The organism is Enterococcus sp. DIV1767, assembly GCF_050542585.1.
GTDB classification, from domain to species: Bacteria; Bacillota; Bacilli; order Lactobacillales; family Enterococcaceae; genus Enterococcus_D; species Enterococcus_D innesii.
In genome coordinates, this window is sequence record NZ_CP172936.1 from 1,873,712 (window position 1) to 1,891,412 (window position 17,701).

General features: G+C 42.2%; 13 protein-coding genes. 2 read left to right on the top strand and 11 right to left on the bottom strand.

The window, feature by feature from the left end; genetic code table 11:
- Positions 1-300: 300 nt before the first annotated feature.
- Together uvrA and uvrB are read right to left on the bottom strand one after the other, a co-directional pair.
- Positions 301-3,117: an excinuclease ABC subunit UvrA gene (gene uvrA / locus IGI78_RS09025; RefSeq protein ID WP_140964829.1), complete on the bottom strand. Its 2,817-nt coding sequence runs from the start codon at positions 3,115-3,117 to the stop codon at positions 301-303.
- Positions 3,118-3,130: 13 nt separating this feature from the next.
- Positions 3,131-5,122, bottom strand: coding sequence for an excinuclease ABC subunit UvrB (gene uvrB, locus IGI78_RS09030; protein ID WP_086292292.1), 1,992 nt, complete (start codon positions 5,120-5,122; stop codon positions 3,131-3,133).
- Positions 5,123-5,392: 270 nt separating this feature from the next.
- On the opposite strand from uvrB, the gene IGI78_RS09035 reads away from it, so the two are divergent.
- Both IGI78_RS09035 and IGI78_RS09040 read left to right on the top strand, forming a co-directional pair.
- The gene (locus tag IGI78_RS09035; protein WP_096742780.1) at positions 5,393-7,546 is read left to right on the top strand and encodes an amino acid ABC transporter substrate-binding protein/permease; all 2,154 of its coding nucleotides are present in this window, start codon (positions 5,393-5,395) and stop codon (positions 7,544-7,546) included.
- 1 nt (position 7,547) lies between these two features.
- Positions 7,548-8,285: an amino acid ABC transporter ATP-binding protein gene (locus IGI78_RS09040; RefSeq protein ID WP_077454419.1), complete on the top strand. Its 738-nt coding sequence runs from the start codon at positions 7,548-7,550 to the stop codon at positions 8,283-8,285.
- A gap of 50 nt (positions 8,286-8,335) precedes the next feature.
- Here IGI78_RS09040 and IGI78_RS09045 read toward each other — a convergent pair whose 3' ends face one another.
- The 9 genes from IGI78_RS09045 to grpE all read right to left on the bottom strand — a co-directional run bounded on the left by IGI78_RS09045 (position 8,336) and on the right by grpE (position 17,668).
- Entirely contained in the window at positions 8,336-8,575 is a 240-nt protein-coding gene (locus IGI78_RS09045) for a hypothetical protein (protein WP_140964833.1), read from the bottom strand.
- Between the two features lie 419 nt (positions 8,576-8,994).
- The gene (locus IGI78_RS09050; RefSeq protein WP_194194596.1) at positions 8,995-9,450 is read right to left on the bottom strand and encodes an S-ribosylhomocysteine lyase; all 456 of its coding nucleotides are present in this window, start codon (positions 9,448-9,450) and stop codon (positions 8,995-8,997) included.
- Between the two features lie 12 nt (positions 9,451-9,462).
- The gene (locus IGI78_RS09055; RefSeq protein WP_081118612.1) at positions 9,463-10,107 is read right to left on the bottom strand and encodes a class I SAM-dependent DNA methyltransferase; all 645 of its coding nucleotides are present in this window, start codon (positions 10,105-10,107) and stop codon (positions 9,463-9,465) included.
- Positions 10,108-10,109: 2 nt separating this feature from the next.
- On the bottom strand, positions 10,110-11,255 hold the full coding sequence (locus IGI78_RS09060) for a cystathionine gamma-synthase (protein WP_195265070.1): 1,146 nt from the start codon (positions 11,253-11,255) through the stop codon (positions 10,110-10,112).
- Entirely contained in the window at positions 11,245-12,210 is a 966-nt protein-coding gene (locus IGI78_RS09065; protein ID WP_144771746.1) for a PLP-dependent cysteine synthase family protein, read from the bottom strand. Before IGI78_RS09065 ends, IGI78_RS09060 begins: the two co-directional genes overlap by 11 nt.
- A gap of 404 nt (positions 12,211-12,614) precedes the next feature.
- Positions 12,615-13,715 carry a glycerol dehydrogenase gene (locus IGI78_RS09070; protein WP_195265068.1) on the bottom strand — a complete coding sequence of 367 codons (1,101 nt, stop codon included), beginning with the start codon at positions 13,713-13,715 and terminating at the stop codon, positions 12,615-12,617.
- Between the two features lie 187 nt (positions 13,716-13,902).
- A complete protein-coding gene (gene dnaJ / locus IGI78_RS09075; protein WP_005235650.1) occupies positions 13,903-15,072 on the bottom strand; it encodes a molecular chaperone DnaJ in 1,170 nt (389 codons plus the stop codon).
- A gap of 126 nt (positions 15,073-15,198) precedes the next feature.
- The gene (dnaK, locus tag IGI78_RS09080) at positions 15,199-17,028 is read right to left on the bottom strand and encodes a molecular chaperone DnaK (RefSeq protein ID WP_005235649.1); all 1,830 of its coding nucleotides are present in this window, start codon (positions 17,026-17,028) and stop codon (positions 15,199-15,201) included.
- A gap of 52 nt (positions 17,029-17,080) precedes the next feature.
- A complete protein-coding gene (gene grpE / locus IGI78_RS09085) occupies positions 17,081-17,668 on the bottom strand; it encodes a nucleotide exchange factor GrpE (protein WP_077454424.1) in 588 nt (195 codons plus the stop codon).
- Between the last annotated feature and the right edge of the window lie 33 nt (positions 17,669-17,701).

The following is a 17,701-nucleotide window of genomic DNA, read 5'->3' on the forward strand; positions in this document are numbered from 1 at the left end:
ACTCTCTCTTTTGAATACGAAAAACGACCGCTCTCGTTTCGTTTAATTACAATAGCATTATCATACCACAAAGAAAAAAGCAATCAAAGTATCTATCTTTGATTGCTTTCTCCCACTTTGAACGGATAGAACTTATAGGCAGTTTATTCAATGCGAATATACATATACCTATTGCTATTCTATCAAATAAATTTTTGATTTCAAGCCTTTATCATGAAATTTACAGATATTTCAGGCTTCCTTAAACTTTAGCGAAACCTATTGACAGATAAGTAAAAAAGTGGAAGCTTTCCCTCTTGATCATAGGACTTTTTTCAAATAATGACCGGTATAGCTTTCTGGAACGGCAGCAATTTCTTCTGGTGTACCAGTTGCAATGATCGTTCCACCGCCTTCGCCACCTTCTGGACCTAAGTCAATCACATAATCCGCTGATTTGATGACATCCAAGTTGTGTTCGATCACTAAAACAGTATTGCCTGCGTCAACAAACCGTTCCAAGACTTTCAACAAACGGGCAATATCATCCGTATGCAGACCTGTTGTCGGTTCATCTAAGATATAAAAACTCTTACCATTAGAATTTTTGTGCAGTTCACTTGCAAGTTTCATCCGTTGCGCTTCCCCACCAGACAAAGTAGTGGCTGGTTGTCCCATAGTGACATAACCTAAACCGACATCAACGATCGTTTGCAATTTCCGATGAATTTTTGGAATATGTTGGAAAAATTCCACTGCATCTTCCACGGTCATATCTAAGATCTCAGAAATATTTTTTCCTTTGTAATGAACTTCTAAGGTTTCTGAGTTATAACGTTTGCCATGACAAACCTCACAAGGTACGTAGACATCAGGTAAGAAGTGCATCTCGATCTTGATAATTCCGTCCCCTTTACATGCTTCACAGCGTCCACCTTTTACATTAAAACTAAAGCGGCCTTTTTTATAACCACGGACTTTCGCCTCATTGGTTTTAGCAAATAAATCACGAATGTCATCAAAGACACTGGTATATGTTGCCGGATTGCTTCGAGGCGTCCGACCGATAGGGCTTTGATCGATATCAATCAATTTCTCGATAGCTTCATAACCAGTAATGGTTTTAAAGCGACCAGGTTTGTTCGAATTCCGATTGATTTTTTGCGCTAACGCTTTTTTCAAAATTTCATTGACTAATGTTGATTTACCAGAGCCAGAGACCCCTGTAACTGCGACGAACTTTCCTAGTGGAAAATCGACTGAAATGTTTTTCAAGTTATTCTCAGAAGCACCGGTCACACGAATCTTTTCACCATTGCCTTTGCGGCGTTCTGCCGGTGTTGGGATTTGTCGTTTTCCAGATAAGTATTGGCCTGTTAAAGAAGACGCATTAGCTGCAACTTCATCTGGAGTGCCGGCAGCCACGATCTCACCGCCTGCGTGTCCCGCACCTGGACCAACATCAATCAAGTAGTCCGCTGCCCGCATCGTGTCTTCATCATGCTCAACGACAATCAGGGTATTCCCAAGATCACGCATTTTCCGTAATGAATCGAGCAAACGATCGTTGTCTCGTTGGTGAAGACCGATCGATGGCTCATCAAGAATGTAAAGCACTCCAGACAAATTGGAGCCGATTTGTGTTGCCAAACGAATCCGTTGCGCTTCCCCACCAGAGAGCGTGCCTGACGCACGGCTCAAGGTCAAATAGTCCAATCCGACATTTTTTAAGAAGCTTAAACGATCATCGACTTCTTTCACGATGGGACGTGCGATCATTTGCTCTTGTTCCGTTAGTTTCAATTCTTCGACAAAGTTCAAGGCATTGTTGATGGCCATCTCACTCATTTCACCAATGTGTTTTCCGTTGACTTGCACGCACAGCGCTTGAGGGTTCAAACGATAGCCATGACAAGTTTTACAAGTCAATTCCGTCATATACAAACGCATTTGATCCCGAGTGAAATCAGAGTTGGTTTCATGATAACGGCGTTTGATATTTGGTAAGATCCCTTCAAAAGCGACCTCAACATCACGTACCCCACCAAAATCATTCTCATAATGGAAATGGAAAATTTCTCCATTCGAACCATTCAAAATAATGTCTTTGTGTTCTTCTGGCAGTTCTTCAAAGGGTGTGTCCATATCGATATTAAATTCTTGGCAAGCCTGTTCTAGCATTTGCGGATAATATTGAGAACTGATTGGGTTCCATGGCAATATGGCACCTTCACGTAAGGTTTTGGTTTGATCGGGAATCACTAAGTCTACATCGACTTCGAGCTTCACACCAAGACCATCACAGTCTGGACAAGCACCAAAAGGCGCATTGAATGAAAAGAGCCGTGGTTCTAATTCCCCAACTGTAAAGCCACAATACGGACAAGAATAATGCTCACTGAAAAGCATCTCTTCTTGACCAATCACATCGACTACCGCATAGCCATCCGCTAAACGTAATGCCGCTTCAAAGGAATCAAACAGACGAGAACGGATGCCTTCCTTTACAACGATTCGGTCAATGATGATAGCAATATCATGCTTTTTATTTTTTTCCAATTCAGGCGCTTCGGAGACATCATAGACTTCGCCATCCACCCGCATCCGAACATAACCTTCTCTTTGGATACGTTCGAAGACTTTTTTGTGCTGCCCTTTCTTTTGATAAACGATCGGTGCCAACAATTGGATCTTGGTGCGTTCTGGTAATGCCAAAACTTCATCCACCATCTGCTCAACCGACTGACTAGTAATCTCAATATGATCATTGGGACAAATCGGGTGACCGATTCTGGCGTAAAGAAGCCGCAGATAATCATTGATTTCAGTAACCGTTCCTACTGTTGATCGCGGGTTCTTGCTGGTGGTTTTTTGATCGATAGAAATCGCTGGACTAAGTCCATCAATGCTATCTACGTCGGGTTTATCCATTTGCCCTAAAAACTGACGGGCATACGCCGATAGACTTTCGACATATCGGCGCTGTCCTTCGGCATACAATGTATCAAATGCTAAGGAGCTTTTCCCTGAACCCGAAAGACCAGTTACCACAACGAGCTGGTCTCTGGGAATCGTCACATCGATATTTTTTAAATTATGGGCCCGTGCCCCATGGATCACAATTTTATCATTTGCCATATTGTTTCTCCTTCTAATCAGCAGCCTTCAGCTCAAGAATAGTATCTCTTAAGGTAGCAGCCGTTTCAAAATCCAATGCTTTTGCAGCATCTTTCATTTCTTTTTCTAATTTCAGCAACAAGGTTGCTTTTTCTTCACGACTTAGTTCTTCATAAGATGTCGTAGTGTATTCACCGGTCTCTTCCGCCACTTTCGTGATCGCAATCAGATCGCGAATCTCTTTAATAATAGTTTTCGGTACGATCCCATGTTCTTTATTGTACGCTTCTTGAATACCACGGCGTCTGGCTGTTTCATCGATTGCTCGCTGCATCGAATCCGTCATTTTATCGGCGTACATGATTACTTTTCCTTCTGAGTTACGAGCTGCCCGTCCAATAGTTTGGACTAATGAACGTTCGCTTCGTAGGAAACCTTCTTTATCGGCATCAAGAATCGCAACCAGAGAAACTTCCGGTACGTCAAGACCTTCCCGTAGCAAGTTGATCCCCACTAGTACATCAAATTCACCGAGACGTAGATCGCGAATGATTTCTGTTCGTTCCAACGTTTTGATATCACTGTGTAAATACTTGACTTTGATTCCTAATTCTTTGAAGTAATCCGTCAAATCTTCTGACATTTTTTTCGTCAAGGTCGTAACAAAGACCCGTTCGTTTCGCTCAACGCGCTCATTAATTTCTCCCACGAGATCATCGATTTGACCCATGATCGGTCGTACTTCGATTACCGGATCTAACAGACCAGTTGGACGAATGATTTGTTGAACGACGGTATCGGTTTGATCGTACTCATAAGGACCAGGCGTGGCCGAAACATAGACGATTTGATTGACATGTTTCTCGAATTCTTCCAAACGCAACGGACGGTTATCCAGCGCAGAAGGCAAGCGGAAACCGTAGTCCACTAGCATTTGTTTTCTCGCCCGGTCACCGTTATACATCCCACGAACTTGCGGCATCGTTACGTGTGATTCGTCGATTACTAATAGAAAATCATCTGGGAAGAAATCCAATAACGTATAGGGCGGTTCCCCTTCTTTTCGTCCATCCATGTGGCGAGAGTAGTTTTCGATCCCTGAGGTGTACCCCATTTCCCGCATCATTTCAATATCATAATTGGTTCGCTGCTCTAAACGCTGTGCTTCTAGCAGCTTATTTTCCGCTCGCAAGACTTCCAGTCGGGCATCCAGCTCACTTTGAATCGAGGCGATCGCATGTTCCATATGGTCTTCATTGGTCACAAAGTGGGTTGCCGGAAAGATCGACACATGTTCGGTGTCACTCATGATCTCACCCGTCAAGGCATCGACTTCACGGATCCGATCGATTTCATCCCCAAAAAACTCAATGCGTAATGCTCGCTCGTCACGAGAAGCTGGAAAAATCTCCACAACATCGCCACGCACGCGAAAACGTCCCCGTTGAAAATCGATGTCGTTTCGCTCAAATTGGATCTCGATCAATTCTTTTAATAGTTGGTCTCGAGACTTTTCCATCCCTACTCGTAAAGAAACAACTTGTCTCGCATACTCAATCGGCGAACCTAAACCGAAAATACAGGAGACGGACGCTACAACGATCACATCGTTTCTTTCTAATAAAGAACTGGTTGCCGAATGCCGTAGCTTGTCGATTTCATCATTAACACTGGAGTCTTTTTCAATGTATGTATCACTGGAAGGAACATACGCTTCTGGTTGATAGTAATCATAGTAACTGACAAAGTACTCGACCGCATTATTTGGAAAAAAGTCTTTGAACTCGCCATATAATTGTCCAGCCAATGTTTTATTATGGGCAATGATCAATGTCGGTTTATTGACTTCCTTGATTAGATTAGAAATCGTATAAGTCTTACCAGTACCAGTGGCTCCCAACAAAATCTGTGCTTTTTTTCCACCGACCACCCCGTCAACCAACTGACGTATCGCTTCCGGCTGATCACCTGCTGGTTGATATTTTGATACTAAGTCAAATTCATGGGAAGTTGTTCTTTCGATCATCTTCATTCCCCCTCGATTATTCTAAACGACAACAAAAAAAGAAAAACTCGCTGTCGCTTTTCCATAAATAAGTATATCATAGCGAACATACTTTCGCCATCATTTGCTATGAAAGTTTCATGCGATTTAGCATAACTTAACATGTTCGTTTTTCTAACATCCGATGTGAGGTTTGAAGGAATTTGTCACATTTTTAAAGAGAAAGACTTGTGTGTTGAAGAAAAAATCCATATAATTTATAGATACGTTATATCTAAAGGAGGAATTTTCTTGAAAAGAAAACACATGACCTTCGCTATAATCGCGCTGATTGTCAGCTTTTTTACTTTTTCGGTAAAGTCAGCGAATGCGGAGGAAACTACGTATAAGATAGGAACAGATTTAACATTTGCGCCTTTCGAATTTCAAAATGAAAACAATGAATATGTTGGGATCGATATAGATTTATTAAACGCGATCGCTGAAGATCAAGGTTTCGCAGTCGATTTACGTCCTTTAGGTTTTGACGCCTCCATTCAAGGAGTGCAATCAAATCAGCTAGATGGCATGATCGCTGGGATGAGTATTACAGAGGAACGTAAAGAAACCTTTGATTTCTCTGACCCTTATTTTGATAGCGGGATCCAAATGGCTGTAGCTGCAGATAATGACAGCATTACTAGCTATGAAGATCTTGAGGGCGAAACGGTCGGTGCAAAGGTTGGTACCGAAAGTGCCCGCTTTCTAGAAAGCAATAAAGACCAATATGGCTACGACATCAAATTATATGATGACGCTACTGGACTATATGGCGCTGTACGCAATGGTACTGTGGCAGCCGCTTTCGATGATTTTCCAGTGCTTGGCTATGCTATTAACAATGGCGAACCGATGAAACTTGTCGGCGAACCTGAAAAAGGTGCTTCTTACGGATTCGCTGTCAGAAAAGGCCAAAATCAAGAGCTACTTGAAAAATTCAATGCTGGTTTAGCCAATATGAAAGCTTCCGGCAAATACGATGAAATCGTCAATACTTACATCACAACGTCTGATTCAGATGCAGACACTAGCGAAATGGTGAAAGTCGAACCAAAGAAAGATGTTTACCGCATTGCCAGTGACTCCGCTTTTGCCCCATTCGAGTTTCAAAACGAAGACAACGAATATGTGGGAATCGATGTTGATTTAATGAATCGGGCTGCAGAATTGCAAGGATTCAACATTGAATTCAATTTCATCGGTTTTTCAGGAGCTTTGCAAGCGTTGGACGGTAACCAAGCAGATGGGATGATTGCTGGGATGACAATCACTGATGAGCGTCGTCAATCCTATGACTTTTCTGATTCTTACTTTGAAAGTGGTATTCAGATTGCTGTAAAAGAAGGCAATGATTCCATCAAATCTTATGAAGATTTAGATGGGAAAACCGTCGGTGCGAAAGTTGGGACAGAAAGTGCAGACTTCCTGATCGCCAACGAAGAGAAATATGGCTATTCCATCAAATATTATGATGCCGCCGATCAATTATATGCGGCTGTTAACGGTGGGCAAATTGATGCCATGATGGATGATTATCCAGTGATTGGTTATGCCATCAGCCAAGGACAAAAACTAATGACACCGATTGAAAAAGAATCTGGCGGTCAGTACGGATTTGCGGTGAAAAAAGGCCAAAATCCTGAATTGATCCAAATGTTTAATGAAGCATTGAAAGAAATGAAACGTACTGGGGAGTACGATCAAATCATCAACAAATACATTGAAGATGGTTCTGCCACAGAAAAACGAGTAGATGAATCAACGATCACTGGTTTGATCAGCAACAACTATAACGTCTTATTAAAAGGATTATGGAATACCCTTTTACTAGCCTTGATTTCATTTGCTTTAGCATTAGTGATCGGGATCATTTTTGGACTATTTAGTGTCGCACCAATCAAAGCTTTACGGGTTTTTGCAGGAATCTATGTAGATATCATTCGTGGTATCCCAATGATGGTATTGGCTTTCTTCATCTTCTTCGGTCTTTCCGATGCGATTGGTATCACAATTCCGGACTTTGCAGCCGGGGTCATTACATTGACCTTAAATGCCAGTGCTTATATCGCTGAGATCGTTCGTGGCGGGATCAATGCGGTGCCAAAAGGTCAGATGGAAGCTTCTCGAAGTTTGGGGATGACCTACACTCGGACGATGCAGAAAATCATTTTACCGCAAGCGATCAAAATCATGATTCCATCTTTCGTTAACCAATTCGTTATCTCGCTGAAAGATACAACGATCATCTCGGTTATCGGAGTCGTAGAATTATTGCAAACCGGGAAAATCATCGTTGCTCGGACCACGCAAAGTACCTATGTTTACTTGATCATCGCGATTATTTACTTAGTCGTGATCACAGCTTTAACGAAACTTGCAAAAGTTTTAGAAAAGAAGGTGAAATAGCATGAAAGAAAAAATCTTAGTTGAAAATCTTGTGAAAAAATACGGAGACAATACCGTATTGAACAATATCAATGTTTCCATCGCTGAAGGAGAAGTTGTTTGCGTGATCGGTCCTTCAGGATCTGGAAAATCGACGTTCTTACGCTGTTTGAACCGCTTAGAAGAACCAACCAGCGGTGATATTATCATTGATGGCGCGCATCTGATGGATAAAAACACCAACATCAATGCTGTACGACAACATATCGGCATGGTGTTTCAGCATTTCAATCTCTTCCCGCACTTGTCAGTCTTAGAAAACATCATTCTAGCCCCGATGGATCTAAAAAATGCTTCTCGGCAAGAAGCGGAACAAAACGCGATTCGTTTATTAGAGACGGTAGGTCTGGCTGATAAAAAAGACATGTACCCTGACAATCTATCTGGAGGACAAAAACAACGGGTGGCGATTGCGAGAGCTTTAGCGATGAATCCCGATGTGATGCTGTTCGATGAACCAACCTCCGCACTCGATCCCGAAATGGTTGGGGATGTACTAAATGTTATGAAAGACCTAGCCAAACAAGGAATGACCATGGTGATCGTCACTCATGAGATGGGTTTTGCCAAAGAAGTAGCGAACCGCGTGATGTTTATTGATGGCGGTAATTTCTTAGAAGACGGCACACCTGAGCAAATCTTTACCAACCCTAAGCACGATCGTACGAAAGATTTCTTAGACAAAGTATTGAATATCTAAAAAAATCCTCTGGAACAGCTCTTTTCTCGGGCTGTTGCAGAGGTCTTTTTTCATTGATTTTTTCTTTTTGTTTCTTCTGAGATCCGTTTTTGATTTTCACCTAAAAATACTTTTGTATCGATCGGGTTTGCTTTGTTTGCCCCACCGATGCCGGTATCAACCATCTTTCCCCAACCTTTCAATGGCTCTTTTCCTTGCGCACGAAGCCTCGCATTTTTTAAACGTAACGCTTGTTTTTTCGCTTCTTTTTTCGCTTGATGTTTTGCTTGCCATTGCTTTAAGATGCTCATCTTCTTTTCTTCCTCTCCTTCTTTATTAAAAAAGAATTGCTTACATACATTCTTGGCAAACCGCGTGCTACTTCCTAAAGACCTGGTAAGAGCCACTAGGATTCACCTTTGATATAGCATATTTTTATTGAGTAGTTAATTCTATTATAACATTTCCTTTTCACCCGCGTAAGCTGCAGCTCACAATTTATTGAAACTATCAAATAATATTTGAAATCCAATGAGCAGATCAGAAGCGACATATTACACTTATTTACCAACGTTCACCCCAAAACTAATACGCCTTACAAAAAGATAACAAAAATGCAGCTTATCACTTTGAAGAACCCCAAATATTGAATCCTCTTCTTATTGCTTAGCCAACAAAAAAAGTGCCCGTGAATACAAACACAGGCACTTTTTTCTATGATCTTTTTCGTTTAGGCAAAAACGGTCGACCAATTGTCACGTTCATCAAGAAATTCTTGCGCTAATTTTTGCGCACCTTCTAAGGTATGGTTCGCCGCCCAACCGCATTGCACTTCATTGCTGGCAGGTACTTCAGTTGCTTGCAAAACATCCCTCATGGTTTTTTCAAGGACTGTCAAAATCTCTTCATAATCGTCATGATTCAAGACAGTCAAATAAAAGCCGGTTTGGCAGCCCATTGGTGACCAATCCACGATATAATCTGCATGATTACGAATCAATTCTGCCGTCAAATGTTCTAAAGAATGCAGACTTGCCATTTCCATATGCGCTTGGTTCGGCTGCTTCAAACGGACATCATATTTGATAATGGTATCATTCGTTCCTTGTTTTTTATCGGCAACCCGTACATAAGGTGCTTTGACTTTCGTATGATCCAAATTAAAGCTTTCAACGTTCATTTTCATTGTACTTCTCTCCTACTCTCTTTGTGCTTCCACAAGCCAAACATACTCATTTATTTGCTTAAAACGACTGGTAAACCCCTGTTGGCGAAAGTACCGTTCGATATCCGCAGTAACTGGATAGTACTCCCGTTCCAGATCAGCGGCTAGTCGCTGGTGACCAGCTTGACGCGCTTCGTCGATTAGTTCCATTTTGCGGGCTAAAGAAAGAAACATCGTATCACCGAAAAGCACTTTCCCGCCTTTTGGCAGCATCGCCGCATATTTACCGATCACCCGTTGTTTTTCGTCCTCCGTAAGATGATGAAAAACATAGGTAGAAACGATCGTATCAATCGCATCCGTGATCTCAGGAAAAACCTCCATATCACCATCAACAAAAGTCACTTTAGAAAGACTGGGTTTTGACTTGGCGATCCGCCGCATCTCTGGCGATGGCTCGATCGCCAGCACATTTTTTCCTTGATCAAGTAGAGCTTGTGTTAGATTTCCAGTTCCACTACCAAATTCTACCACAGACCGCCCTGCCTTTTCAGCAATTTCTGCTAGTAACTGTTCATATTTTAAAAAAACTGCTCGATATTCTTCATCCTTACCTGCAACTGTTTCATCGTACTCAGCTGCCCAGTCTGAAAAAATTGGAATAAACTCTCTCCCCATCACTAGTTACCTGCCTTTTCAAACGCTTGCTCTAAATCTGCCTGTAGATCCTCACCGTCTTCGATGCCGACCGACAATCGAATCAAGCCATCTTTGATCCCAGATTGCTGGCGAATTTCTTTAGGGATTGAGGCATGGGTCATCACGGCTGGCACTTCTACCAAACTTTCCACGCCACCTAAACTTTCTGCTAAAGTAAAAATCTTTAATGCTTCAACAAAGCCGGCTGTTTTCGTTTCATCGGTTAGTTCAAAAGATATCATACCGCTATACCCAGACATCTGTGATTTGGCGATTTCATGTCCTTCATGGTCAATCAATCCTGGATAATAAACCTTTGCGACAGCTGGATGTGCTTGTAAGTAGTGGGCAATTTTCATCGCGTTGTTTTGATGTGCTTCCATCCGCAAAGCAAGTGTTTTGATGCTTCGTTGGATCAACCAGCTATCATGAGGCCCCAATACACCACCAATGGCGTTTTGTAAAAAAGCAATTCTTTTGGCGATTTGTGGCTCTTTGGCAACCGCTAACCCAGCTACTACATCACTGTGTCCACCGAGATACTTGGTAGCGCTGTGAATCACAATATCTGCGCCTAATTGTAGCGGCTTTTGAAAATATGGCGTCGCAAAGGTATTATCCACGATCGTCAAAATGTCCTGTTTTTTAGCTAGTTGGGCAACGATTGCGATGTCCGTAATCTTCAATAATGGATTCGTCGGTGTTTCTAGAAAAATCGCTTTGGTCTCAGGAAGAATTGCTGCTTCAATAGCAGCTAAATCATCGGTTTTGACTAGCGAATAAGTCAACCCGCTTTTTTCTAATACTTGATGAAGCAAACGAAACGTCCCGCCATACACATCATCCCCTAAAATGACGTGATCTCCTGTCTGAAACAGCGAGAAGACCGCATGTGTGGCTGCTAATCCAGAGGCAAAAGCAAACCCTTGGGCGCCTTCTTCAAGATCCGCAATCAATTCTTCTACGGCAAAACGAGTTGGATTGCCTGAACGACTGTATTCATATTGCTTTGGCTGACCAAGTGCGTTTTGCTTGTAAGTTGATGTTTGATAGATCGGCACACTGACCGCCCCAGTCGTTTCGTCTTCACTGATACCACCGTGGATTACTTTTGTATTAAAGTGCATTGTATTCTCCTCCTGTAAATGGTGTAATTGTGGATTCGCCAGCATAAATTTGTTTTGATAGATAGCGGTCGCCACCATCGGGAAAAACTGTGACGATCGAGCTACCCGTTGGCAAAACAAAACTTTCTTTGACGGCTGCTGCCATGGCGGCTCCACTTGAACTCCCAATAAGCAGACCATAGTTTTTTGCCAAGTAACGAGTAAAGGCAAAGCCTTCCGCATCACTGATCGTATAAATTTGATCAATACGTAAATCGTCGAAAAATTGTGGAATGAACTCAACACCGATCCCTTCAATCTCATGGCCGTGGGCAGGACCGCCATTCAAGATTGATCCTTCTGGTTCAACAACAGCAAGTCGAGTGCTTGATTTTTGCTTCTTTAAGTATGTTGCGACACCTGCGAAGGTTCCCCCGCTACCAGCGCCGGCAACAAAGCTATCAATTTTTCCAGATAGCTCCTGAAAGATCTCTGGGCCTAAGGTTGCTTGGTAGGCTGCAGGGTTGTTTTGATTGTGAAATTGCATTGGCATAAAACTATTTGGCAGCTGTTTTGCTAGTTCCTTTGCTTTTTCAATCGCCCCTTGAATGCCTGCTTCAGTGGGCGTATGAACGATGGTCCCGCCTAATGCTTCAATCAATTGCTGCTTTTCAAGGCTGAATTTTTCAGGAATGACAAAAATCATTTTTAAGCCATACTCGATCCCAGCTAAAGCCAAACCAATTCCAGTATTTCCCGCTGTCGGTTCGATAACGGTTGTCTCATGATCGATCACATGCTCACGAAACGCTTCATCGATCAAATATTTTCCTAGCCGGTCCTTGATACTTCCGCCAGGGTTTAAATACTCAAGTTTTGCGTAGATGGTACTTCCCTTTTTGCCGCCAAATGCTGCGGCATCAAATTCAAAGAATGGGGTTTGCCCAATCAATGCTTTTATATTATTAACGATCATCGCTCGACTCCTCGCTCAACTTTTTTGGTACAACTCGTATGCTTCATGTACTCATTTTCGTTTGCAATCATCAGCCGTCGCCAATGAAAGCGATAAAAAAAAGCAAACAAAAAGGGGTACTGACTATTACATCAGTACCCCCAAAAATGTCGTCTTATCCGGATAGAAGCGAATCACTAAAAAACTCAGCGATCTGCTACGACAAAGGAACTAATAATAGGCATGACAAATGGGTATGCTGCTTTTTGCACCATACAACAACAACATGTAGTTTGTGTGTTGAAGTTCGTCATGTCTTGTTCCCTCCTTTAATTTGCTTGTTAACAAAATAGCACGACTCTTTTTCATTGTCAAACGTTTTTTTAATCAACAAGTATCGATCAATCAACGTTAATAAAATAACATCATAGAGGATAATAAGCGGTCACATAGGCATCCACGGCTTTGATCGCGGCTACAACATCTTCTGCAGATACCGTGAACGGCATATTGTGAATCGTCTCCCCTTCGATGGTTGCTTGTTTGCCGACTTTCATAAGGTCTGCATCACTGACATCCGCAAGATGCATTTCAGCTAATGTCGTTGGTAATTCCAACGCCTGATACAACTCAATATATTGGTCAATTTCATCAGGATCCGCGTTTTCCAGCATCAATTGTGTAAGTGTCCCGTAAGCAACTTTCTCTCCATGAGTCAAATCATGGACGTCTCCTTCAAGGGCTGTCAAGCCATTATGGATCGCATGAGCTGCTGCCAGACCAGCACTTTCAAAACCTAAACCACTTAACAGAGTGTTGGCTTCCACGATTTGTTCAAACGCTTCGGTAACGACTTGTTTTTTATTTGCTTGATAGGCTTTCAGCGCATTCTCAAAAAGAATCTCTTCGCATTTTTCAGCGATCGCCATGCCGGCAATTGGTTGAATGCCGCCAACCATATTCTGACTATGGCTTCGGGCAACGGCGCGTGCTTCGACATAGGTTGCGAGTGCATCCGCAATACCCGCTGCCAATAACTTGGCAGGCGCTTTCGCAATAACAGCTGTATCCACTAAGACAAGTTCAGGATTTTTGTTATAAAAACGATACTTTTCAAAGCGACCTTCATCTGTATAAATAACAGAAAGTGCAGAAGTTGGTGCATCAGTAGAAGCGATCGTTGGCAAAACGGCAATCGGTATTTTTAATTCATCTGCAACAGCTTTCCCAGTATCGATGGCTTTCCCGCCACCTAATGCAGCAATCACTTCAATGGATTCGCTTTTGGCTTTAGAGACGATACGATCGATTTCATTTGCAGAAGCTTCTCCACCAAAAATTTCTTTTACCGGATCTAAATCAGCTGCTTTGAGATTATCAAATAAGTCTTCACCGGCAATTTTCCAAACTGTTTCATCGGTCAAAAGCAGCACTTTCTTCCCTAAATCTTTAATGTGGGATAAACCATCTTTCAATACACCTTTTCCTTGAACGTATCGTGACGGACTCGCAAATATTCTTTCCATTGTATCTCCTCCTTTAATTGGTCTACTTTCATTGTGACATACTAAGCAAGCGATTTCAAAGGAAAAGAAAAAAAGATGGACAAGAAGATTCGATTCTCGTCCATACTGCACATTTATATTCTTACAACCACTCATGCCCTGATAAAACGGATGGTTTTATCAGGGCATGAATTGGATTATTGACTTGTTATTTCTTTTTCCCACCAAAAGCATCTTTCATTTTATCAAAAAATCCTTCTGGTTGTTGTTCGGTGGTTTCATGGCCACTGGCTTTTGCATAAGCCCGCAATGCCTCTTTTTGTTCCTCATTTAAGTTCTTAGGTGTGATCAGCTTTACTTTAACTTGTTGATCGCCATTGCCGCCTCCCCGTAAGCGAGGGGCTCCTTTACCGCGTAAGCGGAAGTTTGTGCCTGTTTGGGTACCAGCTGGGATTTTTAATTTCACATTCCCGTGAACCGTTGGTACATTGACTTCGTCGCCTAAAGCAGCTTGGACAAAGTTCAGCGGTAGCTCGTAATAAATCTCAGAACCGTCACGATCAAAAATATCACTTTCTTCCACACGGAAAACAACGTATAGGTCCCCATAAGGACCACCGTTGGTTCCGGCTTCTCCTTGACCAGACAAGCGCATTTGTTGTCCATCTTCGACACCTGCTGGTACGTTGACTTTTACATTATGTTTTTTCTTTTCATGACCAGTACCATGACATGTTGTACATGGTTCCTTGATTTCTTTCCCAGTTCCATGACAAACATCACAGGTTTGACGGCTCATCACACGACCGAGTGGTGTTTGACGTTCAACATTGATAGTACCTGCACCATGACATTTATGACAGGTTTCTGGTGAAGTACCTGGTTTTGCCCCGTTCCCACCGCAGGTATGGCAGGTTTCTTCACGATTGTATTGAACAGTTTTTTCCACTCCGAAAATCGCTTCTTCAAAGGAAAGATCGACCGCATATTGCAAGTCCGCTCCTTGTCGAGGTGCATTAGGATTGGCTGCTCTGCCGCCTCCACCACCGAAAAATGATTCGAAAATGTCTTCAAATCCACCAAAACCGCCACCGGAGAATCCGCCACTGTTAAAGCCGCCGAATCCACCGCCATAACCGCCTCCGTAGTTCGGATCGGTACCAGCATGACCATACTGATCATAAGCAGCTCTTTTTTGGGAATCACTTAATATTTCATAGGCCTCAGAAATCTCTTTAAACTTTGCTTCTGCATCAGGTTCTTTATTGATGTCTGGATGATATTGTTTTGAAAGCTTACGATAAGCTTTTTTGATTTCGTCATCCGAAGCCCCTTTTTGTAGACCTAAGACCTCATAATAATCTCTTTTGTCTGCCATTGGCTTCCCTCCACTCTATTCTTGCGTCTCTCGTATTTTAGCATATAATTCGCTCTAGAAAAATACGTTTCGCAAATTCATAAGAAAAAGCCAAAGCGGTGACTTTGGCTTTTTCACAAACAGCGATTATTTATCGTCACCGTCTACTTCTTCAAAGTCGGCGTCAACCACATCGTCTGCGCCGCCTTGTGCAGCTTCTGGATTTTCTTGTGCTTGTTGTTGTGCTGCTTGTTCGTATAATTTAACGGTTAAGTTTTGTACGATTTCATTCAAAGCATCACGTTTGGTTTTCATTTCTTCTAAGTTGTTTGCTTCAACCGCAGCTTTCAACTCATCACGAGCTTCTTCCGCTTTTTTGACTTCGTCTGCATCCACTTTGCCTTCAAGCTCTTTCAATGTTTTATCAACAGTGAACAACAATGCATCGACGTCATTGCGTAGATCAACTTCTTCTTTGCGCTGTTTGTCGGCTTCAGCGTTTGCTTCAGCATCTTTTACCATGCGTTCGATTTCTTCGTCTGATAGACCTGAAGATGATTTGATCGTGATTTTTTGTTCTTTTTGTGTACCTAAATCTTTTGCAGAAACATTGACGATCCCATTTTTATCGATATCAAATGTTACTTCGATTTGAGGGATGCCACGAGGTGCTGGTGGAATATCCGTCAATTGGAATCTTCCTAATGTTTTGTTGTCAGCAGCCATTGGACGTTCCCCTTGCAAGACATGGATATCAACGGCAGGTTGATTGTCTGCTGCAGTTGAGAAGACTTGTGATTTACTTGTAGGGATCGTTGTGTTACGATCGATCAGTTTTGTGAAGACAGCACCCATCGTTTCGATACCTAATGATAATGGTGTAACGTCTAGTAAGACAACATCTTTCACATCCCCAGTGATCACGCCACCTTGGATCGCAGCACCCATCGCTACCACTTCATCTGGGTTTACTGATTTGTTTGGTTCTTTATTGGTTTCTTTACGTACAGCATCAACTACTGCCGGAATACGAGTTGAACCACCAACTAAGATCACTTCATCAATTTCTGATTGTGATAAGCCAGCATCTTTCAAAGCTTGGCGTACTGGAATTTTTGTACGTTCTACTAAGTCTGCTGTTAATTCATCAAATTTCGCACGAGTCAAGGTCATTTCCAAGTGCAATGGACCAGCATCGCCAGCTGTGATAAACGGTAAGCTGATTTGGGTACTTGTTACACCTGACAAGTCTTTTTTCGCTTTTTCAGCAGCATCTTTCAAACGTTGCAAAGCCATTTTGTCTTTTCCAAGATCAATGCCGTTTTCTTTTTTGAATTCTGCTACCATGTGATCGATGATTTTGTTATCAAAGTCATCCCCACCTAGGTTGTTGTCCCCAGCAGTTGACAATACGTCAAAGACGCCATCACCTAATTCAAGGATCGATACGTCGAAAGTACCGCCACCTAAGTCAAAGACTAGGATTTTTTCATCTTTATCTGTTTTATCTAACCCATAAGCTAAAGCTGCGGCAGTTGGTTCATTGACGATTCGTTCTACTTCAAGACCGGCAATTTTACCAGCATCTTTAGTTGCTTGACGTTGTGCATCGTTGAAGTATGCAGGAACAGTGATGACTGCTTTTTCAACTTTTTCACCTAAATAGTCTTCAGCAAATCCTTTGATGTATTGAAGAACCATTGCGGAAACTTCTTGTGGTGTATAAGATTTGCCTTCAACTTCTACTTTGTATCCTGCTTCACCCATATGGCGTTTAATAGAAGAAATCGTATTCGGGTTTGTCACTGCTTGGCGTTTTGCAACTTCCCCTACTTGGATCTCACCATTTTTGAATGAAACAACAGAAGGTGTGGTACGGTTTCCTTCTGGATTCGTAATGATTTTTGCTTCGCCGCCTTCAAGGACAGCAACAGCTGAGTTTGTTGTTCCTAAGTCGATACCGATAATTTTACTCATAAGTAATACACTCCCTTTTTTAATTTAAACATCTACTTATAGATAGAAAGAACTATTGTGCAACGATGACCATGCTTGCACGCAAGACACGATCATGCAATTTATACCCTTTTTGCAAGACAGTAACGATTGTGTCTGCCGGTGTTTCATCAGAGGCAGGTACAGTCTGCACCGCTTGATGCAAGTTCGGATCAAACATTGCACCTTCAGCAGGAATCTCTTCGATTCCCTCTTCTTTTAAGGCTTGACGCAGACTTTCAAGAACCATTTCAACGCCTTTTTTCAAATTCGCCGCTTGGTCTTGATCGACATCTGCTGCCATCGCTCGTTCCAAATTGTCGATTGCTGGCAACAGTTTTTTGCCAAGATCTTGCGAGCGGTATTTTTGTAAAAGTTCCCGCTCATTGCGGTTACGTGAAGTGATATTTGCGATCTCTGCACGAGCACGCAGGAATTGATCTTCCAATTCGTTATTCTTTTCTTGCAAAAGTTCCAGTTCGCTTTTTTCCACTGCTTCTTCCTCTGGTTGAGGAGTCTGTGCTTCAGTTTCAGTTGATTCATTTGAAGATTCAGGTGTTTCTGCGGTTTCTTCAGCAGTTTTAGCTAATTCTTCATCTAAACGCTCTTCTTTTTCCGTCACGTTTCAACCATCCCTTCTACGATTTGTTTCATT